Origin of the sequence: Rhodoblastus sp., from assembly GCF_052145335.1 — a bacterium.
Lineage (GTDB): Bacteria > Pseudomonadota > Alphaproteobacteria > Rhizobiales > Beijerinckiaceae > Rhodoblastus.
This window is the reverse complement of sequence record NZ_JBKQOU010000305.1, coordinates 32,980-54,714: the sequence shown is the minus strand read 5'-3', so window position 1 is coordinate 54,714 and position 21,735 is coordinate 32,980. Positions and strand designations below refer to the sequence as shown.

General features: G+C 63.2%; 21 protein-coding genes and 1 pseudogene. 14 read left to right on the top strand and 8 right to left on the bottom strand.

Going from position 1 to position 21,735, the window contains the following annotated elements; all coding sequences use genetic code 11:
* Positions 1-21 precede the first annotated feature (21 nt).
* Entirely contained in the window at positions 22-918 is an 897-nt protein-coding gene (gene hemF, locus ACLP2E_RS18765) for an oxygen-dependent coproporphyrinogen oxidase (protein WP_442463703.1), read from the bottom strand.
* Positions 915-1,403, bottom strand: a complete 489-nt coding sequence (locus ACLP2E_RS18760; RefSeq protein WP_442463704.1) for a tRNA (cytidine(34)-2'-O)-methyltransferase — start codon at positions 1,401-1,403, stop codon at positions 915-917. The genes hemF and ACLP2E_RS18760 overlap by 4 nt, the downstream gene beginning before the upstream one ends.
* Before the next feature lie 388 nt (positions 1,404-1,791).
* On the opposite strand from ACLP2E_RS18760, the gene petA reads away from it, so the two are divergent.
* Together petA and ACLP2E_RS18750 are read left to right on the top strand one after the other, a co-directional pair.
* A complete protein-coding gene (gene petA / locus ACLP2E_RS18755; protein ID WP_442466789.1) occupies positions 1,792-2,310 on the top strand; it encodes a ubiquinol-cytochrome c reductase iron-sulfur subunit in 519 nt (172 codons plus the stop codon).
* Positions 2,311-2,375: 65 nt separating this feature from the next.
* Positions 2,376-4,529 (top strand): annotated as a pseudogene (locus ACLP2E_RS18750) (cytochrome c1).
* Between the two features lie 179 nt (positions 4,530-4,708).
* Here ACLP2E_RS18750 and ACLP2E_RS18745 read toward each other — a convergent pair.
* A complete protein-coding gene (locus ACLP2E_RS18745) occupies positions 4,709-4,981 on the bottom strand; it encodes a KGG domain-containing protein (RefSeq protein ID WP_442463706.1) in 273 nt (90 codons plus the stop codon).
* Between the two features lie 168 nt (positions 4,982-5,149).
* Here ACLP2E_RS18745 and fumC point away from each other — a divergent pair, with 168 nt between their 5' ends.
* Positions 5,150-6,553, top strand: coding sequence for a class II fumarate hydratase (gene fumC, locus ACLP2E_RS18740; RefSeq protein WP_442466788.1), 1,404 nt, complete (start codon positions 5,150-5,152; stop codon positions 6,551-6,553).
* Here fumC and ACLP2E_RS18735 read toward each other — a convergent pair whose 3' ends face one another.
* Positions 6,554-7,573, bottom strand: a complete 1,020-nt coding sequence (locus tag ACLP2E_RS18735; protein WP_442466787.1) for a heparan-alpha-glucosaminide N-acetyltransferase — start codon at positions 7,571-7,573, stop codon at positions 6,554-6,556.
* Positions 7,570-8,520 (bottom strand): hypothetical protein, encoded by a 951-nt coding sequence (locus ACLP2E_RS18730; RefSeq protein WP_442466786.1) that lies wholly within the window; start codon positions 8,518-8,520, stop codon positions 7,570-7,572. Before ACLP2E_RS18730 ends, ACLP2E_RS18735 begins: the two co-directional genes overlap by 4 nt.
* A gap of 159 nt (positions 8,521-8,679) precedes the next feature.
* Between ACLP2E_RS18730 and ribA the strand changes: the two genes are divergently transcribed.
* The 11 genes from ribA (at position 8,680) to phoB (ending at position 20,590) form a co-directional block, all read left to right on the top strand.
* A complete protein-coding gene (ribA, locus tag ACLP2E_RS18725) occupies positions 8,680-9,783 on the top strand; it encodes a GTP cyclohydrolase II RibA (RefSeq protein ID WP_442463710.1) in 1,104 nt (367 codons plus the stop codon).
* Positions 9,752-12,109, top strand: a complete 2,358-nt coding sequence (locus ACLP2E_RS18720) for a hypothetical protein (RefSeq protein WP_442466785.1) — start codon at positions 9,752-9,754, stop codon at positions 12,107-12,109. The genes ribA and ACLP2E_RS18720 overlap by 32 nt, the downstream gene beginning before the upstream one ends.
* 215 nt (positions 12,110-12,324) lie before the next feature.
* Positions 12,325-12,729: a 2Fe-2S iron-sulfur cluster-binding protein gene (locus ACLP2E_RS18715; protein WP_442462401.1), complete on the top strand. Its 405-nt coding sequence runs from the start codon at positions 12,325-12,327 to the stop codon at positions 12,727-12,729.
* Between the two features lie 169 nt (positions 12,730-12,898).
* Positions 12,899-13,972, top strand: a complete 1,074-nt coding sequence (locus ACLP2E_RS18710) for a lysylphosphatidylglycerol synthase domain-containing protein (protein WP_442462402.1) — start codon at positions 12,899-12,901, stop codon at positions 13,970-13,972.
* Between the two features lie 36 nt (positions 13,973-14,008).
* A complete protein-coding gene (locus ACLP2E_RS18705) occupies positions 14,009-15,058 on the top strand; it encodes an ATP-binding protein (RefSeq protein ID WP_442466784.1) in 1,050 nt (349 codons plus the stop codon).
* A 217-nt stretch (positions 15,059-15,275) separates the two neighbouring features.
* The gene (pstS, locus tag ACLP2E_RS18700; RefSeq protein WP_442466783.1) at positions 15,276-16,322 is read left to right on the top strand and encodes a phosphate ABC transporter substrate-binding protein PstS; all 1,047 of its coding nucleotides are present in this window, start codon (positions 15,276-15,278) and stop codon (positions 16,320-16,322) included.
* 69 nt (positions 16,323-16,391) lie between these two features.
* Entirely contained in the window at positions 16,392-17,387 is a 996-nt protein-coding gene (gene pstC, locus ACLP2E_RS18695; RefSeq protein WP_442462487.1) for a phosphate ABC transporter permease subunit PstC, read from the top strand.
* Between the two features lie 76 nt (positions 17,388-17,463).
* Entirely contained in the window at positions 17,464-18,261 is a 798-nt protein-coding gene (pstA, locus tag ACLP2E_RS18690; protein ID WP_442462494.1) for a phosphate ABC transporter permease PstA, read from the top strand.
* 8 nt (positions 18,262-18,269) lie between these two features.
* Complete coding sequence (gene pstB, locus ACLP2E_RS18685) at positions 18,270-19,058, top strand: phosphate ABC transporter ATP-binding protein PstB (protein ID WP_442462495.1); 789 nt, start codon at positions 18,270-18,272, stop codon at positions 19,056-19,058.
* A gap of 36 nt (positions 19,059-19,094) precedes the next feature.
* Positions 19,095-19,793, top strand: coding sequence for a phosphate signaling complex protein PhoU (gene phoU, locus ACLP2E_RS18680; protein ID WP_442462488.1), 699 nt, complete (start codon positions 19,095-19,097; stop codon positions 19,791-19,793).
* Between the two features lie 53 nt (positions 19,794-19,846).
* Entirely contained in the window at positions 19,847-20,590 is a 744-nt protein-coding gene (phoB, locus tag ACLP2E_RS18675) for a phosphate regulon transcriptional regulator PhoB (RefSeq protein ID WP_442462489.1), read from the top strand.
* Positions 20,591-20,653: 63 nt separating this feature from the next.
* Here phoB and ACLP2E_RS18670 read toward each other — a convergent pair whose 3' ends face one another.
* The 3 genes from ACLP2E_RS18670 to ACLP2E_RS18660 all read right to left on the bottom strand — a co-directional run bounded on the left by ACLP2E_RS18670 (position 20,654) and on the right by ACLP2E_RS18660 (position 21,735).
* Positions 20,654-20,902 carry a PsiF family protein gene (locus tag ACLP2E_RS18670; protein WP_442462490.1) on the bottom strand — a complete coding sequence of 83 codons (249 nt, stop codon included), beginning with the start codon at positions 20,900-20,902 and terminating at the stop codon, positions 20,654-20,656.
* A 111-nt stretch (positions 20,903-21,013) separates the two neighbouring features.
* Positions 21,014-21,511, bottom strand: a complete 498-nt coding sequence (locus tag ACLP2E_RS18665; RefSeq protein WP_442462491.1) for a DUF2478 domain-containing protein — start codon at positions 21,509-21,511, stop codon at positions 21,014-21,016.
* A complete protein-coding gene (locus ACLP2E_RS18660) occupies positions 21,508-21,735 on the bottom strand; it encodes a sulfurtransferase TusA family protein (RefSeq protein ID WP_442466782.1) in 228 nt (75 codons plus the stop codon). The genes ACLP2E_RS18665 and ACLP2E_RS18660 overlap by 4 nt, the downstream gene beginning before the upstream one ends.

The window sequence follows — 21,735 nt, the reverse complement described above, 5'->3', positions numbered from 1 at the left end:
GGTCCGCAGCCCGGAAAAATGTTAGGGCCATTTCACTATGGGCGGCATGGATGACAAAATGGCGTCGACATTGCCGCCGGTCTTCAGGCCGAAAATGGTGCCGCGATCATAGAGCAGGTTGAACTCCACATAGCGCCCGCGGCGCACCAGCTGCTCCTCGCGTTGTCCGGGCGTCCAGCTCTTGCCCATATTGGCTTCGACCAGGCGCGGATAGACGTCGTCAAACGCCTCGCCCACAGCGCGGGTGAAAGCGAAGGCCGGGTCGAAAGCGGCGCCGCCGGCTTCGAGATAATCATAGAAAATGCCGCCGATCCCGCGCGGTTCGTTGCGGTGTTTCAACAAGAAATACTCGTCGCACCAGGCTTTGTAGCGCTGGTAATCGGCGACGGCGTGGGCGTCGCAGACCTGTCGCATCGCGGCGTGGAAGGCGAGGGAATCCGCGTCGTCCTGGGTGCGGCGAGCGTCGAGAACCGGGGTGAGGTCGGCGCCGCCGCCAAACCAGGCTTTGGAGGTCACCACCATGCGGGTGTTCATATGCACGGCGGGGACATTGGGATTCCACGGGTGGGCGATCAGCGAAATCCCAGCCGCCCAGAAGCGCGGATCCTCGTCGGCGCCGGGAATCTGGCGCGCGAATTCCGGCGCGAAAGTCCCGTGCACGGCGGAGCAGTGGATGCCGGCCTTTTCGAATACCCGCCCCTTGAGCAAGCCCATGCGGCCGCCGCCGCCCGGCGCGCCGTCATGGTTTTGCCGCTCCCAAGGCGTGAGCGAGAATTGTCCCGCTTTCAAGTCCGTTTCGCTCCAGAGGGCGTCTTCGCGCCGCTCCAGAGCCTCGAACGATTCCACGATCCGCGATTGCAACGCGAAAAACCATTCCGTTGCCGTCTTCTGGCGGATTTCAAGTTCCGAATCGCTCACTCAAGTTCTCCCTGCGGAAAAGTCCGCGTCTGGCGCAGAGCTTCGCCCAGAACCATCGCCGCCGCCACCGCGACGTTCAGCGAACGCAGTCCGGCGCGCACCGGAATGCGCAGGCGCGCCTGGGCGCTGGCGTGAACCTCGTCCGGCGCCCCAGCCGATTCGCGCCCGACCATCACGATGTCGCCCGGCTGAAAAATGAAATCCGTATAGGCGGTGTCGCCGCGCGTCGACAAAAGCGCCAGCCTTCGGCCTTTCGCCGCGCGCCAGTCCTCGAACTCGCGCCACGAGACATGTCGCTCGATGTTCACATGGTCGAGATAATCCATGCCGGCGCGACGGAAATGGCGGTCCGACAAGGGAAAGCCCGCTGGTCCGATCAGCGCCGCATCCAGCCCGAGACAAGCGCAAAGCCGCAGCATCGTGCCAGCGTTTTGCGGAATGTCGGGCTGGTAAAGCGCAAGGCAGAAAGGGACGTCGGAGGGCATGAGGCTGGATAGCACCGCCTCGAAGCTCCGCCAAGAGCGCCATAAAGACAGGCCTTGATGCGACGCACTGAAGAGATGCAATAAAATGGCCGGGCGTCGGCGTGGCCGCCGCCCAAATCGCGAGCGTTCTTGCCGCCTGTCCAGCTTGTGGGCGCCAAATCGTCCCTCGAAGGCAAAAAAGCGGTCCCGCGTAAAACTTTCTGCCTATGAACGACTATGGACAAGGCGCCAGAACGATGCCAAATAACGGCGCTTGTTCTGTCAGGCTTAGCCAAGATCACGCTGTCGCGCCCGCCGGCGGGACCGCCACGCTCGCGGCGGACTGGCGCTTATCGCAACGCGGTGACCGGCCCGCCCGGACTCGCGCTCAAAGATTGAGGACGAAAACTTGGCCACCGCAACGACGGTCGAACCGACCCGCAGAGATTTTCTGTACATCGCCACGGGGGCGGTCGCCGCCGTCGGAACCGCCGCGGTCATCTGGCCGCTGATCAGCCAGATGAGTCCCGACGCTTCGACTCTCGCCCTGGCCTCGACCGAGGTCGATATCGGGGCCATTCCGGAAGGCCAGATCGTCACCATCAAATGGCGCGGCAAGCCGGTGTTCATCCGTCACCGCACCGCGAAGGAAATTGCCGCGGCCGAAGACGTCAATGTCGCGACCCTTCCCGACCCGCAGACCGACGCCGCCCGCGTGCAGAAGCCGCAATGGCTGATCGTCGTCGGCGTCTGCACCCATCTCGGCTGCATCCCGCTAGGACACGCCGGCGAATACGACGGCTGGTTCTGCCCCTGCCACGGTTCGGTCTACGACACTTCCGGCCGCATCCGCAAAGGCCCGGCGCCGAAGAATCTCGTGGTTCCGGCCTACAGCTTCCTGACCGACAGCAAAGTCAAAATCGGCTGAAGACCCGGCCCGGCGCAAGCCGGCCGCTTTCGCCCGTCCCGAACGCTTATCCGAAGAGATCACAAATGCACGGACTCTCAACCTTTGAGCCAAAGAGCGGCCTGGTGAAGTGGCTCGAAGCCCGCCTGCCGATCCTCAGCTTCATGCACGGCTCCTTCGTCGCCTATCCCACCCCGAAGAACCTGAACTACTGGTGGACCTTCGGCGCCATCCTGTCGTTCATGCTGATCGCGCAGATCGTCACCGGCATCGTGCTGACCATGCACTACACGCCGGACTCGACCCTGGCCTTCGGTTCGGTCGAAAAGATCATGCGCGACGTGAACTGGGGCTGGATGCTGCGCTACGCGCACGCCAACGGCGCCTCGATGTTCTTCTTCGCCGTCTATGTCCACATGTTCCGCGGCATCTACTACGGCTCCTATAAGGCGCCGCGCGAAGTGCTGTGGATCCTCGGCGTGATCATCTTCCTATTGATGATGGCCACCGGCTTCATGGGCTATGTGCTGCCCTGGGGCCAGATGTCCTTCTGGGGCGCCACCGTCATCACCAACCTGTTCTCGGCGATTCCGCTGGTCGGCGACGACATCACGGTGTGGCTGTGGGGCGGTTATTCGGTCGACAACCCGACCCTCAATCGTTTCTTCGCCCTGCATTACCTGCTGCCCTTCATGATCGTCGCCGTGGTCGCCTTGCATGTCTGGGCGCTGCATGTGTGCGGCCAGAACAATCCGGACGGCATCGAAATCAAGGACGTCGCCAAGGACGCCGTGCCCTTCACGCCGCACGCGACCCTCAAGGACAGCCTCGGCCTCGCGGTGTTCCTGCTCCTCTACTGCTGGTTCATCTTCTATATCCCAAACTATCTCGGCGACGCGGACAACTACATCCCCGCCAATCCGATGAAGACGCCGCCGCATATCGTTCCGGAATGGTATTTCCTGCCCTATTACGCGATCCTGCGTTCAATCCCGAACAAACTCGCCGGCGTCATCGCCATGTTCGCGGCCATCGCCATTCTCGCCTTCCTGCCCTGGCTGGACACGTCGAAAGTGCGCTCGGCCAAATATCGCCCGATCTACAAGATCTTTTTCTGGATCTTCGTGGCTTGTGGCGTCGGCCTCGGCTATCTCGGCGCCATGCCTCCGGAAGGCGGCTATGTGCTGGCGGCGCGGGTTCTGGGCGTGGCTTATTTCGCCTTCTTCCTGATCGTTTTGCCGCTGCTTGGCCTGTTCGAAAAAACCAAGCCGGTGCCGGCCTCCATTGCCGACGCCGTGCTCGCCAAGGGCGGGTCCGCTTCATCGACCGCGGCGGGCTCCGCCTCCGTTCCGCTGACCAGAGGCTGAACGGCCGATTTCGAGGAACTCAAGACAATGGCTTTCACCATGAAACTCGGATTTGTCGCCGCGGCCGTGCTCGGCGCCGTGACCTTCTCCTCCCAGACCCTGCGCGCCGAAGAGCCGGCGGGATTTGCGGAAGCGCCCAATCCGACGCGCCAGGAATGGTCCTTTTCCGGACCGTTCGGGACCTACGACAAGGCGCAGTTGCAGCGCGGCTTCAAGATTTACAAGGAAGTCTGCTCTAACTGCCATGATCTGCATATTCCGATGCGCACGCTCGCCCAACCGGGCGGTCCGGGCTTTACGGAAGAACAGGTCAAGACTTTGGCCGCGACCTATACCGTCCATGACGGACCCAACCTGGCGGGCGAGATGTTCGATCGTCCGGGTCGTCCGTCCGATTACTTCCCGGCGCCTTTCCCCAATCCGGAAGCCGCCGCGGCTGCTCTTGGCGCCGTTCCTCCGGACATGTCGCTGATCGCCAAGTCGATCAAATACGAGCGCGGTTTCCCCAACTTCGTCTTCGACGCCCTGCCGATCCCGGGCGTCGGCATGTATCAGGAAGTCGGGCCCGATCTGATCTACGCCATCCTCAATGGCTACACCAAAGAGGACGACGTCAATTGGAACCTCTATTTCCCCGGCCACAAGATCGCGATGGGCAAGCCGCTCGCCGACGGTCAGGTCGAATATACCGACGGCACGCCCACGACGCTCAAGCAGTATTCCAAGGACGTCGCGGCTTTCCTGTATTGGGCGGCGGAGCCGAGCCTGGAGCAGCGCAAGCGCGTCGGCGCCCGCGTCATGCTGTTCCTGATGCTGCTCGCCGGCCTGCTCTATTTCACCAAGAAACGCGTCTGGTCCGGCGTGGCGCACTGATCTTTTCGCTGGTCGCGGCGAGCGACGATCAACGAATCTTTCGCGTAACCAAATTCGCATCATAAAGAAGGCAGAGGTCGTTCGACCTCTGCCTTCTTTAAATGTCCCACCCGTCGCATACGATAAACAGCAAGAGACCCCGCCGGGGGGCTCCTCATCCGCCTTTTCAGCGTCGTGGTTTAGTGGCGCTCGCCTTCGACGGTCGTGTGGGCGGCGCGACCGCCCTTGCGGCCGGCGTTTTTCGCCAAATCCTTGTCGCGCGCAAAACTCCGGTTGGTCGGGCTGACGCTTTTGCCGCCCTTCCGGCCCGCTTCGGCAGCGAGTTCGGCGTTTTGCGAAAAGCTTCTCTTCTCCCTCGGAACGCTCTCTCCGCCCTTTCGAGCTATGGCGCGCTGCTTTTCGGGATCCATGGAGGCGAAGCCGCGTTTGGGTTTTTTCGCTATGTCAATCATCGACTATCCTCTGGGTCATTCGAGACAACGGGTGCGGCCCCCACACGCTTCAGTCAGAAACGCACGAAACGAGTTTCGGCTTCACTTTTTTGGATCGTTTAGGATCACGAATTCGTGACCACGGGAAACGGGACTGGAGCCGCTCCGCGGCGTTCTTCCCAAGGGAGCTTGATCGTGACTCGATTTCGCACGGAAGTGGACACATTCGGCCCGGTCGAGGTGGCCGACGACCGGCTGTGGGGCGCTCAGACACAGCGCTCCCTGCAGAATTTCGCGATCGGCGGCCAGGTCATGCCGCGCGAAATCATCCATGCTCTGGCGCTCGGGAAGAAGGTGGCGGCCAAGGTCAACGCCGAACTTGGCCTGCTCGACCGGCCCCTCGCCGAGGCCATCGTCGCCGCGGCCGACGAAATCATTTCCGGCCGGCTCGACGACCATTTCCCCCTGCGCGTCTGGCAGACCGGATCGGGCACGCAGTCGCACATGAACGTCAACGAGGTGATCGCCAATCGCGCCAACGAGATTTCCTTCGCCGCGCCGCGCGGCGGCATGAAGCCCATCCACCCCAACGACCACGTCAATTTGGGCCAGTCTTCCAACGATTCGTTCCCCACCGCCATGCATGTGGCGGTGGCTTCCGTGCTGAAGCAGAACCTGCTGCCCGCGTTGCGTCAACTCGAAACCAGTTTTCTTGGACGGGCGGAGAAATTCGCCGGGCTGATCAAGATCGGCCGCACCCATATGCAGGACGCCACGCCGATCTCGCTGGGGCAGGAATTTTCCGGCTATGCGGCCCAGCTGGCGCTTGCGACGGAGCGGATCGAAGCGGTCATGCCAGGTCTTTATTTCCTGGCGCAGGGCGGCACGGCGGTCGGCACCGGGCTCAATGCACACAAGAAATTCGCCGAAAAATTCTCTCGCGAGATGGCCCGCGAGACCGGATTGCCGTTCAAGCCGGCGGAAAATTTCTTCGAGGCCCTGGCCAGCCACGACGCTTTGGTGTTCGCCCATGGAGCGCTGGAATCGGCGGCGACCGGCCTGTTCAAGATCGCCAGCGACATCAGGCTGGCCGGCAGCGGCCCGCGCGCCGGGCTTGGCGAACTGATCCTCCCGCAAAACGAGCCAGGATCGTCGATCATGCCGGGAAAGGTCAATCCCACCCAGGTCGAGGCCTTGACCATGGTCTGCGCCCGGGTTTTCGGCAATCAGACCACCATCGCCTTCGCCGCGTCGCAGGGCCAGTTCGAGCTCAATGTGTTCAAGCCGGTGATCGCCTTCGTCTTTCTCGAAAGCGTGCGCCTGCTCGCCGACGCCATACGCAGCTTCTCGGAGCATTGCGTCGACGGTATCGAGGCCGATGCGCAAAGGCTCGACGAGACCATGCGCCGTTCGTTGATGCTGGCGACGGCGCTGACCCCGAAAATCGGCTACGACAAGGCGGCGCAGATCGCCAAGGCGGCGCACGCCAATGGAACCAGTTTGCGCGAGGAGGCCCTTCGGCTTGGTTTCGTCACCGAGGAGGAATTCGACGCCCTGGTGCGGCCCGAGGACATGCTGTCGCCGAAGGGGTGATCATTTTTTGGCGGCTTCAGCGTAGCAGGCGATGGCCTCGTCGTGGACGGTGCTTTTTTCCGGCTCTGTAAGCCTGCCCCGCGCCAAATTGTTCCACAGTCCCGCGTTTTTGGCCTTTTCGACCACGCAGACGCAGGATTTTTCGCAGATTTCTGCCTCTACGCCCTCGTTGACGCATTGCACGGCGCATTGCCGCACGAAGTCGCCGGCGTCGGGCGCTGGCGTGGCGACTAGCCCGAGAAGGGTGAAAAAGCCGAACAGCAAGGGCTGATGAACGAGGTAGAAGGTCAGGGAATGCCGGCCGCAAAAGGTCACGGCGCGAAACACCCGACCGTCATTGCGAGCGGAGCGAAGCAATCCAGCGGGCGCAGGAAGAGGCCACGGGATTGCCGCGTCGCTTATCTCCTCGCGATGGCGGGAAGAGAACTTGCCGGCAATCGTCCAGCGACCCAAAGCCACGCCGAACAGCACATAGGCCAACCACGGCAGCAAGGGCCGGAAATCATTGCTCGCGGGCAGGTAAGTTCCGAGCCCTGTCCACCAGAAGAGCCTGGCGTCGAAAAGCGGCGAAGCGAAAAAATGCGGCGCCAGCAAAGCGGCGAAACCGCCAGCGAGAGCCCGGATCGGCGGCGCTGCGACAAAGGGCAGGGCGAACAGGCTGGCCAAAGCGATGCAATGCAGAATGCCGAAAAAGATTGGCGTCGTGGGAAACAGCCAGAAGGACACGGCGCTGATCGCGCTCGCCGCCAGCACGATCTCGGCCCACCGCCGCCAGAATTTGGCGCTGCGCCACAGCGGCCCTTTCGCTGTTTCGGCGAGGACGAGACTGACGCCGACCAGAGCCAGGAAGCTCACGGCGATCGCGTGGCCGAACCAATGCATGATCGGGGTATAAGGCGCGTCATGGTCGATCCAGCCGAATTGCGCCAGATCCCAGACCAGATGAAAGACCAGCATCGCCCACAGCGCCAGCCCGCGCAGGAAGTCGACGAGGGGGAGACGCGCCTGCGTGTCGCTCATCGCTGGAAGTGCGAAAAGACCATGTCGGGCGCCGAGAGATTGTGCCGCGAGGAGGCATTGCGTCCGGCCCAGACCTCGGTGGCCAGTGCGCCGGGGAAACTCAGCACCGGCGATTCTCCCCAGCCCTTGCCGTCCTTTTCGCGCCAGGCGATGCGGGCGACGTCGGAGTTGCCCTCGTTCGTGTACATCGAGCGCATCGCGGCGAAGGGCAGGCTGTCGGGCATGGCGCCGGAATAGCTGACGTCGAGCGCGACATGGTCCTGGTCGACCTGCTTGAGCGTCACGGTAGCCGAACCGCCGCGTTTGAAATTCAGCGTGAACGCCTTTTTGGCCGGATCGAACGCGATGTCGCTGATCGCCACGACCGGCCGCGCGCCGCCGGGCCCCTCCTGCATCTCCAGCGGCCCGATCTGGAAGGACGATCCATAGGCCGTCCAGCGCATGTCGCCGTAGGGCAGGGGACGGATGCGCCAGTTGCCGTCCGACGGATACATCACCAAAATTTCTTCCGCGCGCTCGCGGGAAAGCATCCACAGCTGGATGTAATTGAAGCCCGGCTCGACATGGTCGCCGACGCGAATCGGAACATTCGCCGGGCGCCAGAAATCCGGATCGGTCAGGCCGGTGAGCCAAAGGGTCGGAGACTCATAAAAGGTTTTCCGCGGCAGGGCGCCCTCGCCGTGCGGAATGTTGCAGGCGGAAAAATCCGGCGCCCAGCGATCGGTGTTGATCATGCCGATATAGGCGGGATGGGTCGCCTGTATTTCCATGTGGCGCACGTCCGGCGAGATGAAATCCAGTTCGACGTTGTCCCGCTCGGCGCAAAGCTCCGGTGTGGACTTGTTGACGACGCGCACCGCCAGTTCATTGACGAGATTCTGCGAGCCGGCGGCCAATGCTGGCGCGGCGAGACAGAACAGCAGGCAGGCGAGGCGAAGCGGGCGCATGGCGGGATTCCGGGCAGAAAGCGTCGCTGCGGCTTTAAGCCGCCGCCGGGGCGAAGGCAAGCTGGCCAAGCCCAGCCATGGCGCGAGTTTCGCTTAAGACTGGTTCTTGGGCGCGCGAGCGATTATGTAGAGGAAGGAGCGAAAGGTATTCTAAGCAAAATGTCTGAACTTTCCGGTCTTTTTCCGACGCTGGCCGCCTCCGGCTCTGTCGCCGCGGAGCGCGCGATCGCCGAATTGCGCGGTGGGCGACCGGTCGTCGTCAGCGAAGGTGCGACCCGCCTGCTGGTGTTCCCCGCCGAAATTCTCGACGAGGCCTCCGCCTTCGCATTGAACTCGCTGGCCTCTGGGCGGGCCAATCTGATCCTGTCAGCGCAAAGGCTGCGGCGGCTCGGCGTCGAGCGCAACGGTCCTGGCCTGATCGCCCTGCCCGAAATCGACCTCGACCGCATCGGCGCCTTGCTCGCCGAGGAAGACGCCCGCATCGACGCGCCGGTGGCTAATCCCAGTCCGGCGGAGGAGGCGGCGCTCGACCTGTTGCGCCTCGCCCATCTGCTGCCCGGCGCGGTGCTGGCGCCGCTCAAGAACCCCGCGCCGGAATTGCAGGAAGTCTCCGGCTGCGACATCCGGGGCTTCCGGGCCAAAAAAATACTCTCCTTGCATATGGTTGGGCGCGCTCCGGCGCCGCTTGAGGGCGCGCCGCAGTCGGAAATCGTGGTTTTCCGAGGTGGCGAAGGTTTGCGCGATCAAGCCGCGGTCATTATTGGCAAACCCGATCTCGCCGGGCCGGTTCATGTACGGCTGCACTCCGCTTGCCTCACCGGCGATCTGTTCGGCTCGCTGAAATGCGATTGCGGCGACCAGTTGCGCCATACCGCTCGCTATATGGCGGAAAACGGCGGCGGCGTGATCCTCTATCTCGACCAGGAAGGGCGCGGCAACGGCCTCGCCAACAAGGTCCGCGCCTATCGCCTGCAGGCAAAAGGCCACGACACCTACGACGCCGACGAAATCCTGGGCTTCGGCCTCGACCAGCGCCGCTTCGGCTATGCCGCGCGCATGCTCGACCTGCTCGGCGTGACCCGGGTGCGGCTGATGACCAATAATCCAGCCAAGATCGAGGCTTTGCGCGCCGCGGGTCTGGATGTCACCGACCAGCGCATCCAGGGGCGCCCGACGCCGCAGAATATTCATTACCTCGCCACCAAACGCGACAGGGCAGGCCATTTTCTTGATGTCGACATTCCCCCGCCCGACGGCGCCTGAATCTGCGTCAGAATCCTCTCGAGTCTTTCGTTTCGCCCTTGCTTTCTTCGTCCTCGCCAGTCTCTACCTGGCCTGGCCGTGGCTGTCAGGGCAGGTGACGATCCCATGGGATTCCAAGGCGCATTTCCAGCCGCAACTGTCCTTCCTCGCCCACGCCCTGCATAATGGCCAGTCGCCGTTCTGGACGCCGAATGTCTTCGCGGGCATGCCCCAGATCGCCGACCCGCAATCGCTGATCTTCTCGCCGCCCTATCTGCTGCTCGCCGCACTCGATCCGGCCCCGACGTTTCAGGAGGCCGACGCCGTCGCCTTCGCCATGCTGACGCTGGGCGGGATCGGCTGGATGCTCTATTTCCGTGATCGCGGCTGGCGCGCGGCTGGCGGCCTCGTGGCGGCGCTCGCCTTCGCCTATGGCGGCTCGGCGGCCTGGCGCATCCAGCACACCGGCCAGATCCTGAGCCTGTCGTGGTTTCCGCTGGCCTTCTGGGCGCTCAATCGCGCGCTCGACCGCGCTTCGTTTCTGTGGGGCGCGCTCGCGGGATTGTTCGCCGCTTTCATGGTGCTGGGCCGCGACCAGATCGCCTGGCTGTTCGTGCTGACCCTGACCGTCTTCACGATATGGCGGCTGTTTGCCCCGCCTTCGAGCGACCGCAACGGCTTTTTCACCCGAATGAAGCGGATGATCAAGCCGCTCGGCGGCGGCCTGATCGTCGGCCTGATCGTCGCCGGTCCGCCCCTGTTGTGGACCATTGCGTTGGCGCAGCAATCCAACCGCTCCGAAATCACCCTCGACGGCGCCTTGCGCGGCTCGCTGCATCCGGCCTCGCTGCTCACCGCCCTGGTCGCCAATCTCTACAATATCCACGGCGCGCAGTCGCAATATTGGGGGCCGCCGTCGCCAGACTGGGGCGAAACCGGGCTCTATATCGCACGCAACATGGCTGAAATCTATTTTGGCGCCTTGCCCTTCATTGCGTTGCTGGTTCTGGGGCTGGCGCGCGGCTGGATTTTCACCCGACCGATGCGCTTTTTCGCGGTCACGGCGCTGGCCATGGCGGTCTACGCCTTCGGCAAATATACCCCGGTATTCACTGCTTTGTTCAACGTGCCCGGCGCCAGCCTGTTCCGCCGCCCGGCCGACGCCACCTTTCCGCTCTGCGTCTTCGCCGCCGTCATCGGCGGCTATTGCGTCAGCCGCGCCTTCGACGCGCCGCCCGACGCCAGGCGCCGGAACATCGGCTGGGGGCTGGTCGGCGCGCTTTATATGCTCTGTCTTGGCGTCGCTTACGCCAAGGGCCATTTCCCCGACGCCCTGCCGGCAATGCTGTTTTCAGCCTTTTTCGCCTTCCTCTCGCTGCTTGTGCTCGCCAAATTGCCCGGATGGCGGGAAAAGCCGGCGCTCGCCGTGCTGGTCGTCGGCTTGCTGCTGACCTTCGACCTGTCGCTGAACAATGCGCCCAACCAATCCACCGGCCTGCCGCCGGAAACCTACGACATACTGCGTGAGACGACGAAGAATGACACCATCGTATTTCTCAAGGACAGGCTTGCGGAAAACCATGAGCCGGACCGCCGCGACCGGGTCGAACTGGCGGGGATCGACTTCCACTGGCCGAACGCCGGCCTGACCCACGGCTTCGACATGGACCTTGGCTATAATCCGATCCGGCTGACGCTTTTCGTCGATGTCACCCATGCCAACGACCATGTCGCGCTGCCGGAACAGCGGGTGTTTTCCCCGGCCTTCCCCTCCTATAAATCGCCGATGGCCAATCTGATCGGCTTGCGCTGGATCGCCACCGGCGTCCCCGCGGAGGAGATCGACAAGAGCCTGAAACCCGGCGACCTTCCCTTGGTTGCGCAGACACGCGACGCCTATATTTACGAAAACAAGGACGCCCTGCCGCGGGTGCTGCTGCCGGGCCGCGCGGTGGCGGCGGATTTCGCCAGGATCGAGGCCGAGGGCTTGATGCCGGACATCGATTACCGGCAATTCATGTTGCTCGACCGGGCGACCTGCGACGCCCGCCCCGAACTTTCGTGCGCCAACGACACGGCGGCGAAGGGCGCTTCCGGCGTGGCGAAAATCCTGCGCTACGACAACACCTTGATCGATATCGAGGCGCAAGCGCCGGCCAAGGGCGGCTTTCTTGTGCTCAACGACGTCTGGCAGAACTGGCAGACCGCCTCGATCGACGGAATTGAGGTTCCGATACTCCAGGCCAACCTGATGTTTCGCGCTGTGCCATTGTCGCCCGGCCCGCATCGTGTGCGTTTCCGCTTCCAACCGGTCAAGGGCCTGCTGCAATTCCTGCCGGGCCGATAAGCTGCTCCGACAGGACTTGTCGGCCTTGCGACGCGGACGAAACAAAACCTGTCGCTTTCGTTTCCCGTTTGAACCGGCCGCAACAAATTGTCGACCCGTACGGCGCGTCTGTCGCCGCTCAACTCCCCGATTTTCGGCCCTCCAATCCGGGCACGGCTTTTGCTGCCATGTGTCGGGAGCAAACGCGGCTTCAAAAATTTCCGGGAGCAATACCAATGGCCAATGTGACCTTTACTTCGCCGTCGCTGTCGCGCGACGTCACCGTTTATGCGGTGGCGGGCGATCGCGGCACGCTTCTTTCGCTTGCCAAAGACAACAAGATTCCGATTCCGTTCGACTGCCAGGATGGCGAATGCGGCTCCTGCCTCGTCGAGATCACGGTCCTCAGCAAGAAACCTCACGCGATCATGCTGACCGACAAAGAAAAGGAAATGCTCAAGCAACTCGGCAAGATCAGCAAAGCCGAGGTCGTCGACGCCGAGGTCAACGACATGCCGCCGCACTTCCGTCTGGCTTGCCAGTGTGTTTTGCGCGACGAGGACATTCAGGTGAAATTCGTCGGCGACGAAACCATGCCGGTCAAGCAGCACAAGTCGAAGGCCACGGTCACCGAATCCTGATCCCGGACCATCCGGACCGATGCAACGCGGGCTTCCGAGCGGGCCCGCGTTTTTTTGCTGGCCATTATCCTGAGAAACGGGTGGCTTGCCGAAGCAGGGATGGCGCCGTAAAGGAGCCTTAAACGTCCGGCTGTTTGGCGGATGATCGGCAGCGTCAGCGATGGAACGGATGGGGAGCGATAACGAGGGTGAAGCCGAAGCGCCGGAATCGGCGCCGGCGCAATCGGCCCGGTCTCCCCGCCGCCTCGCCAGCGAAGCGGCGGTGAAAAAGCGCAGGTTGTGGGCGCGGATCGGAATGGCGGCCAGCCTGATCGTGGTCGCGGTGGCGGTTGTCGTTCTCACCCGCACCATCTCCAGCCTCAACATGGCCGAATTGCGCGGGGCCTTCGCCGCCACCTCGTCGCGCCAGATCGCGCTCGGCATGTTTTTCACGGCCTTGTCCTATCTGATGCTGACCGGCTACGACGCTTTGGCCCTGCATCAGTTGAAGCTGCGCGTGCCTTACCGGACCACGGCGCTCGGCTCCTTCACCTCCTATGCCGTGTCCTTCACCCTGGGCTTTCCGATTTTCACCGGCGGCACGGTGCGCTACTGGATCTATTCGCGCGCCGGCGTGCGGCCAGGCAAGATCGCCAGCCTGACAGTGGTGGCCGGCGTGACCTTCTGGCTCGGCATGGCTGTGGTGATCGCCCTGGGCCTGCTGATCGAGGCGGAGCCTCTGTCCGAGATCAACCATCTGGCGGTCAATTTGAACCGGCTGATCGGCCTCGGCGTGCTGACGGCGATATTCGGCTATCTCTATTGGGTTTCGGCGCACCCTCGCCGCGCCCGCTGGCAGGGTCTGCATCTTGAACTTCCGGGCCTCGGGCTGACGCTCGGGCAGATGGCGCTCGGGGTGATGGACCTGTGCAGCGCCGCCGGGGTGCTTTATGCGCTGCTGCCGAGCCATGCCGGCCTGGACTTTTTCACCTTCGCCTCCGTCTATGTCTTCGCCAGCCTGCTCGGCATCATCAGCCATGCGCCGGGCGGTATCGGCGTTTTCGAGGCGACCATGCTGAAAGTGCTGCCGGCGCCCTCGCAGGAGGCCCTGCTCGCCTCGCTCTTGATGTTCCGCATTCTTTATTATGTCATCCCTTTCGTGTTGGCTCTCACCCTCCTCGGCGCCAATGAAGGCGGGCGCCGTTGGGACGCCTTGCGCGAAGCGATGAACCGGGCGGAGGCGGAGAGGGACAAGGACGATTGACGTCCTTTGCTTTGCAACTTTGGGAATTTGCGCGGCATGAACGAGACGATGGAAGTCGGCGGCGCGCTACTGGCCAGTTTGATCGAGGCCATGCCGGAACCTGTGCTGGTGGTCAGCGACACCGTGCGGCTTGTCGCGGCCAACGGCCCGGCGCGGGCGCTGTTTCCGCAATTGCGCCTGCAGGCGCCCCTGACGACCAGCCTGCGCGCGGTCGACTTGCATGACGCCATTGCGCGGGTGCTGAATTCGGGACAGGCCGAAAATATTTCCTGGCTCGACCGTGTGCCGGTGGAAAGATTGTTCCAGGTTCATGTCGCCGCCTTCCAGTCTTCGCCGGCGCGTTTCGTCGCCCTGACCCTGCACGACGCCACCGAATCGCGGAGGCTGGAACAGACGCGGGTCGATTTCGTCGCCAACGCCAGCCACGAATTGCGCACGCCTCTCGCTTCGCTGCTCGGTTTCATCGAAACGCTGCAAGGCCCGGCGCGCAACGATGCGGAAGCGCGGGCGCGCTTTCTCGCCATCATGCTCGAACAGGCGCGCCGCATGGCGCGTCTCGTCGACGATCTTTTGTCGCTGTCGCGCATCGAACAGACCCTGCATCTGCGTCCCCGCGGCGCCGTCGATCTTTCGGGTCTCGTGCGCCATGTGCGCGACGCGCTGACGCCGCTGGCCCAGGACAACCGCGTCATACTGGAGCTGAAAACCGAACCGGCCCAGGTGCGCGGCGACCGCGACGAACTGGTGCGGGTCGCCGAAAACCTGATCGAAAACGCCATCAAATACAGCGCGCCGGAGCCCGGTCAAGACGAGCGGCGGGTGTGGGTCTCGGTGGCGCCGCGCGGCTCCTACGGGGTGCTCGAAGTGCGCGACGAAGGGCCGGGCATAGCGCCGGAAAACATTCCGCGCCTGACCGAGCGTTTCTACCGCGTCGATGTCGGCCAGAGTCGCGCCAAGGGCGGCACCGGCCTCGGCCTCGCTTTGGTCAAGCATATCCTTCTGCGCCATCGCGGCCGCATCAGCGTCCGTTCGCAACTGGGCAATGGCGCGACTTTTTCAGCTTTGGTGCCGCTTTACGAGGCGTGACCTTGAGTCGGGGTTTTCGCGTGTTTTCGGGAAAATTCGTCGCGCGCCGTTTCGTGGGCAATTCCGGCCGCTTGCTGTCATCCAGCCGTCATTTCGCTGTCGTAAACGACCGCTGCGCGCAAGCGCGTTCAGGCTGCGGCGTCACGCCGCCGCGAATTCGCCGGTCACGCCTCTGGGCGCGGACGGGCGAACCATTCAACCTCAGAAGAGGTCCGGCATGTCGAAAATCCTTTTGCGCTCCGCTGTTGTTGCGGCTTTTGTCGGCGTTGGCTCGGCCGCCATCGCCGCCGATGTTTCCGGCGCTGGCGCCACATTCCCCTATCCGATCTACGCCAAATGGGCGGATTCCTACAAAAAGGAAACCGGCTTCGGCCTGAATTACCAGTCGATCGGATCCGGAGGCGGCATCAAGCAGATCAAAGCCAATACGGTGACTTTCGGGGCCACCGATGCGCCGCTCAAGGCCGACGAGCTTGAGAAGGCCGGTCTGGTGCAATGGCCGCAGGTGATGGGCGGCATCGTGCCGGTCGTCAATCTCGACGGCGTTTCGGCCGGCGACATCGTCATCGACGGCCCGACCTTCGCCAAAATCTTCCTCGGCGAAATCAAGGTCTGGAACGACCCCGCCATCGCCAAGCTCAACCCCGCCGTCAAGCTGCCCGAGACGGCCATACTGGTCGTCCATCGTTCGGACGGTTCGGGCACGACCTTCAACTTCACCGATTATCTCTCCAAGGTCTCCGCCGACTGGAAATCCAAGGTCGGATCGGCGACTGCGGTGGAGTGGCCGACCGGCCTCGCAGCCAAGGGCAATGAGGGCGTCGCCAATACGGTGGCTAACACCAAGGGTTCGATTGGCTACGTCGAATATGCCTACGCCAAGCAGAACAAGATGACCTACGCCAAGTTGGTCAATCATGACGGCAAGACGGTCGCGCCGACCATGGAATCCTTCCAGGCCGCCGCCGCCAACGCCGACTGGGCCAATTCGCCCGGCTATTATCAAATCCTGACCAATGAGCCGGGCGCGGACTCCTGGCCGATCACCGCGGCGACCTTCATCCTGGTGCAGAAACAACCGGTGGACGCGGTCGCCACAGGCGAAGCGCTGAAGTTCTTTGCCTGGGCTTTCGCCAATGGCGCCAAGGAAGCAGAAGCCCTCGATTACATCCCGATGCCCGACAATGTCATCGGCTTGATCAAGAAGACCTGGGCGGCGGACATCAAGACCGCCGACGGCAAGTCGCTGTTCGTCGGCAATTGATCGTTTGCTGAAAAGCTTCGGGCCGGGGAGTTTCTTCCCGGCCCGCTGCAAACTTCAGGGGGATAGATAATGGCGGAGGCGCTTTTGAGTTCGGACGCGAAGGCAGCGTCGCATGGCGATTTGCGCGACAGCGTGCTGCGCCATTTTGCGATCGGCGACACCACTTTCCGTGTGATTACCCAGACTTGCGCCGTCACCGTTCTGCTGCTGCTCGGCGGCGTCATCGTTTCGCTGGTCGAAGGCGCGGCGCCGGCGCTCCATGAATTCGGCTTTGGCTTCCTCACCTCGGCGTCGTGGAATCCGGTCACCGAGAAATTCGGCGCGGGCCCGGCCATCTATGGAACCTTGGTCACGTCGCTGATCGCTTTGGCGATCGCGGTGCCGATCGGCTTGGGCATCGCCGTGTTCCTGACCGAACTCTGCCCCCACACATTGCGCCGTCCAATCGGCATAGCCGTTGAACTGCTCGCCGGCATACCCTCGATCATCTACGGCATCTGGGGCATGTTCATTCTCGCGCCCTTCCTGCAGGCGCATGTGCAGCCGGCGATCATCGCCTTTTTCTCCGGCATTCCCTATCTCAACGAGATTTTCTCGGGCCCTCCCTATGGCATAGGCATCGCGACGGCCGGCTTGATCCTGGCCATCATGATCCTGCCGCTGATCAGCTCGATTTCTCGCGACGTGTTCAATACGGTGCCGGCGGTGCTCAAGGAAGCCGCCTTCGGCATCGGCTGCACCCGCTGGGAAGTGATGCGCCGCATCGTCGCGCCCTATACCGGCGTCGGACTGGTCGGCGGCATCATGCTGGCGCTGGGTCGCGCGCTCGGCGAGACCATGGCGGTCACTTTCGTCATCGGCAACGCCCACAAGATTTCGCCGTCGATCCTCGGTCCCGGCACCACCATTTCCGCCACCATCGCCAATGAATTCACCGAGGCCGACGGCAAGCTCTACACCTCCTCGCTGATCGCGCTTGGCTTGCTGCTGTTCGTCATCACCTTCATCGTGCTGTCGATTTCGCGCCTGCTGCTGATGCGCATCGAGCAAAAGGGAGCGCGCTGACATGGCTTCTCTGCAATCCTCCCGGCCGGGAGCCGGCCGTCTGCAAGCTGTCCGCAAAACGCGCAGCGCCATCGTCATGGCTCTGTGCTTCGTCGCGGCCGGGCTCGGCCTGCTCGCCCTGGCGCTGATCCTCGGAGCCCTGCTGTGGAGCGGCTTTTCCAGCATTTCGCCGGCCGTTTTCACCCAGATGACGCCGCCGCCCGGTTCCGCCGGCGGATTGCTCAACGCCATTTTCGGCTCGCTGGCGATGACCTTTTTCGGCGTGCTGATCGGGGCGCCGCTCGGCCTGTTCGCCGGCACCTACATGGCCGAATATGGCCGTGGCTCCAGACTGACCACGGTGGTGCGCTTCATCAACGACATCCTGTTGTCGGCGCCCTCGATCGTCATCGGCCTGTTCGTCTATGAAATCGCCGTGGTGCCGATGGGTCATTTCTCCGCCTTCGCCGGGGCTATAGCTCTTGCGCTTCTGGTCGTGCCGGTGGTGGTGCGCACCACCGAGGACATGCTCAATCTGGTGCCCGGCCCGCTGCGCGAGGCCGCTTCCGCGCTCGGCCTGCCGCGCTCGCTGGTCATCCGCCACGTCGCCTACAAGGCGGCGCGGGCGGGACTGATCACCGGGCTGTTGCTGGCGGTGGCCCGCGTCAGCGGAGAAACCGCGCCGCTGTTGTTCACCGCCCTCAACAATCAGTTCTGGAGCACGGACCTCAACAAGCCCATGGCGAGCCTGCCGGTGGTGATCTTCCAGTTCGCGCTGTCGCCCTACAAGGAATGGCAGCAGCTTGCCTGGGTCGGCGCCTTGCTTATTACCCTGGCCGTTCTCGCTTTGTCGATCACGGCGCGCATCCTCGGCGCGCAAAGGACCAGCCAATGACCCAAGTAATGTCCGAACTTTCCACTCCCTCACGGGAAAAGCTCACTGAAAAGATGAGCGTGAAGAATCTCGATTTCTACTACGGCGACAATCGGGCGCTGAAATCGGTCAGCGTGCCGCTCTACGCCAACAAGGCGACGGCTTTCATCGGCCCGTCGGGCTGCGGCAAGTCAACGCTGCTTCGTGTTCTCAACCGCATGTACGATCTTTATCCGGGACAGCGCGCGGCCGGCGAAGTACTGCTCGACGGCGAGAACATTCTGGCGCCGGGTCTCGACGTCAACGGCCTGCGCGCCCGCGTCGGCATGGTGTTCCAGAAGCCGACGCCCTTCCCGATGTCGATCTATGAAAACATCGCCTTCGGCGTCCGGCTCTACGAAAAGCTCGGCAAGACGGAGATGGACGAAAGGGTTGAAAAGGCCCTGCGCGGCGCGGCGATCTGGGGCGAAGTCAAGGACAAGCTGCAAGCCAGCGGCCTCAGCCTTTCCGGCGGCCAGCAGCAACGCCTGTGCATCGCGCGCACCGTGGCGATCCAGCCGGAGGTCATCCTGTTCGACGAACCCTGTTCGGCGCTCGATCCGATCTCGACCGCCAAGGTGGAGGAGTTGATCGACGAGTTGCGAAGCGAATACACGATCGCCATTGTTACCCACAACATGCAGCAGGCGGTGCGTGTCTCCCAACATACCGCCTTCATGTACCTTGGCGAAATGCTCGAATACGGCGCCACCGACCAGATCTTCACCGCGCCGGTCGAACGCCGCACGCAGGATTACATCACCGGTCGTTTCGGCTGATCGCAGCCATTCGACGGCAAACAGGAATTGCAGAAAATGGTCGACCACACTGTCAAATCCTTCGACGTCGAGTTGGAAACGCTCGACCGCTACATCGCCGAAATGGGCGGCATAGCCGAAAAAATGCTGGCCGACGCGATGGACGCGCTTGCCGGCATGAACATCGAACTGGCGCAGAAAGTCGTCGCCACCGATCCTCGCCTCGACGCTCTGCAACGAACCATCGAAGATTTCGCCGTCCATACCATCGCCCGGCGGCAGCCGCTGGCGGTCGACCTGCGCGAGATCATCGGCGCCATCCGCATTTCCGCCGATCTGGAGCGCATCGGCGACCTGGCGAAGAACATCGCCAAGCGGGCGACCAAAGTCGCCGGGGAATCGCGCATTCCGCGCGCCGTCATCGGCCTCAGGTCGATGCATGACGTCGCCGCCACGCAGTTGAACGACGTGCTCGACGCCTACCAGCAGCGCGATACCGAACGCGCCCGCGCCGTGTGGAAACGCGACGCCGAACTCGACTCGCTGGAAGATTCGGTGTTCCGCGACCTTCTGACTTTCATGATGGAAGACCCGCGCAACATCACTTTCTGCACCCATCTGCTGTTCTGTTCGAAAAACCTTGAACGGGTCGGCGATCACACCACCAATATCGCCGAGACCGTGGTTTATATTGTCACCGGGGAATCGCTTCCGGTCGAGCGGCCGCGCGGAATTGACACTTCCGCCATGCCGTAAAGCCAGCGGACTGCGTTTCTTGGGAAAATTTGATTAGGAGCCTTGCGGATTCCATGAACGAGACGCGCGCATCGATTGTCGGAGCCGCTTCGCCTGGCGGAGCGCCCCGCATTCTGGTCGTCGAGGACGAGTCGTCCTTGTCGCTCCTCCTCAGCTACAACCTTGAAGCCGAAGGCTATATCGTCGAGCGCGTCGAACGCGGCGACGAAGCCGAGTTGCGGCTGGAGGAGGCGGCGCCCGACCTGGTCATTCTCGACTGGATGCTGCCGGGCGTCTCGGGTCTTGAAATCTGCCGCCGCCTGCGCGCCCGCGAGATCACCCGCACCCTGCCGGTGATCATGCTGACGGCGCGCGGCGAAGAGGGCGAGAGGGTGCGCGGACTGTCGGTCGGCGCCGACGATTACGTGGTGAAGCCCTTTTCCGTCCCGGAACTGATGGCGCGGGTCAGGGCCCTGCTGCGCCGGGCGCGTCCGGAGCGGGTGGCGGTCAAGCTGGTCGCCGGCGATCTCGAACTCGACCGGGAAACCCGTCGCGTGCGCCGCTCTGGCCGCGACGTGCATCTTGGCCCGACCGAATTCCGCCTGCTCGAATATTTGATGGAGAAGCCGGGCCGGGTGTTCGCCCGTTCGCAATTGCTCGACAGCGTCTGGGGCTTTTCCGCGGAGATCGACGAGCGCACGGTCGATGTCCACATCGGTCGCCTGCGCAAGGCGCTGGCGCAGGACGATCGCGAAGACCCGATCCGTACGGTGCGCGGCTCGGGATACGCCTTCGACGAAACTTTCGGTCGCGGCTGACGCGCCTATCGCAGCAAAACGCCGCGCGAAAACAATTTTGCGCGCGGCGCCGGTCCTTCGGGATCAGCTCTTCTTGCACTTGCTCATGAAGGCGTGGCGCGGCTTGCCGTGCAGGCTCTGGCTGTCCGCCTGTTTGGAACATTCCATCGACTTGGCGCTGCGGGGTTTCTGCATCTTGCCAGTATCGGCCTTGGGCATGGCCGGCGCCGCCGGGGCTGCGGGCGCGGCCGGCGCCGGGGCGGTCGTCTGGGCGACAGCGGCGCCCGAAAAGGCGAGCAGCGAAATCAGGACGATCGATCGAGTGAGCTTCATCGCAATCTCTCCAAATTTTTGACCCGCCGCGGCGGCCAGCGCCCGAAATGCTATCTAATGCGCCGTGCCTTCGATGCTAGTCCTGTTTTGGAAGCCTGTCCCTCAGGAAAATCACTTAACTTCGGCCTGCTCCCACCACTCGAGCGCGGCTTCCAGTGAAAAGGGCAGGGTCTCGGCGAAGTCGCCGGCGAAGGCGCGCCAGTCCGCCTCGCGCTTGGCGTTGACGCCGATCAAGGTCGGGGTCTCGGCGCAAGCCGCCGCGCCGATCTCGGCGAGAAAGCCGCCGCCCTCGGCCTCGGCGCGGCCAAACCGGCTGATCATCAACAGGTCCGGCGCGCCGGCGAGGCTTTCCGCCAAGAGGCCCGCCGCCTCGGCGAGAGCGCCTGTGTCGAGCCGGCAACCCTCCGAGCAGGCCCCGAGATTCTGCATCAGGTCGATCTTGCGGCCGCTTTCGATATGGGTGGCGTAGATCGTCTCCTCGCAGGGCGATTGAATGATGCCGCCGACGCGCCGTCCGCGCGATTCCACAATGGCCCGCAATTCGGAGAAAAGCGCGTCGATCGGCTCATTTTCACGAAAGACGACGGCGGCCAGGGCATGAACGCTCATGTCGCCGCGCCTTTGCGGATCAGGAACAACAACGCGCCGTCCGACTTGCCGCTGGCTTCCAGCGCATCACCGGTCTCGCGCAGCATGTTGGGCAGGTCAATGACGCTGAGCGGATCGGTGCAGGCGACCTCGACTTTTTCGCCCGGCGCCAGCGCAGACAGGAATTTGCGGGTTTTCAGCACGGGCAGGGGACATTTCAGCCCGCGCAGGTCAAGTTTGTGCAA

Excerpts from the sequence above, each read along its gene's own strand:
- ACLP2E_RS18730 (WP_442466786.1), bottom strand. The coding sequence starts at position 8,520 with ATGCGCCCGCTTCGCCTCGCCTGCCTGCTGTTCTGTCTCGCCGCGCCA.
- ACLP2E_RS18745 (WP_442463706.1), bottom strand. The coding sequence starts at position 4,981 with ATGATTGACATAGCGAAAAAACCCAAACGCGGCTTCGCCTCCATGGAT.
- ACLP2E_RS18670 (WP_442462490.1), bottom strand. The coding sequence starts at position 20,902 with ATGAAGCTCACTCGATCGATCGTCCTGATTTCGCTGCTCGCCTTTTCG.
- pstB (WP_442462495.1), top strand. The coding sequence starts at position 18,270 with ATGTCCGAACTTTCCACTCCCTCACGGGAAAAGCTCACTGAAAAGATG.
- phoB (WP_442462489.1), top strand. The coding sequence starts at position 19,847 with ATGAACGAGACGCGCGCATCGATTGTCGGAGCCGCTTCGCCTGGCGGA.
- pstA (WP_442462494.1), top strand. The coding sequence starts at position 17,464 with ATGGCTCTGTGCTTCGTCGCGGCCGGGCTCGGCCTGCTCGCCCTGGCG.
- ribA (WP_442463710.1), top strand. The coding sequence starts at position 8,680 with ATGTCTGAACTTTCCGGTCTTTTTCCGACGCTGGCCGCCTCCGGCTCT.
- ACLP2E_RS18710 (WP_442462402.1), top strand. The coding sequence starts at position 12,899 with ATGGGGAGCGATAACGAGGGTGAAGCCGAAGCGCCGGAATCGGCGCCG.
- pstC (WP_442462487.1), top strand. The coding sequence starts at position 16,392 with ATGGCGGAGGCGCTTTTGAGTTCGGACGCGAAGGCAGCGTCGCATGGC.
- ACLP2E_RS18760 (WP_442463704.1), bottom strand. The coding sequence starts at position 1,403 with ATGCCCTCCGACGTCCCTTTCTGCCTTGCGCTTTACCAGCCCGACATT.
- ACLP2E_RS18720 (WP_442466785.1), top strand. The coding sequence starts at position 9,752 with ATGTCGACATTCCCCCGCCCGACGGCGCCTGAATCTGCGTCAGAATCC.
- pstS (WP_442466783.1), top strand. The coding sequence starts at position 15,276 with ATGTCGAAAATCCTTTTGCGCTCCGCTGTTGTTGCGGCTTTTGTCGGC.
- ACLP2E_RS18705 (WP_442466784.1), top strand. The coding sequence starts at position 14,009 with ATGAACGAGACGATGGAAGTCGGCGGCGCGCTACTGGCCAGTTTGATC.
- ACLP2E_RS18665 (WP_442462491.1), bottom strand. The coding sequence starts at position 21,511 with ATGAGCGTTCATGCCCTGGCCGCCGTCGTCTTTCGTGAAAATGAGCCG.
- phoU (WP_442462488.1), top strand. The coding sequence starts at position 19,095 with ATGGTCGACCACACTGTCAAATCCTTCGACGTCGAGTTGGAAACGCTC.
- ACLP2E_RS18735 (WP_442466787.1), bottom strand. The coding sequence starts at position 7,573 with ATGAGCGACACGCAGGCGCGTCTCCCCCTCGTCGACTTCCTGCGCGGG.
- ACLP2E_RS18715 (WP_442462401.1), top strand. The coding sequence starts at position 12,325 with ATGGCCAATGTGACCTTTACTTCGCCGTCGCTGTCGCGCGACGTCACC.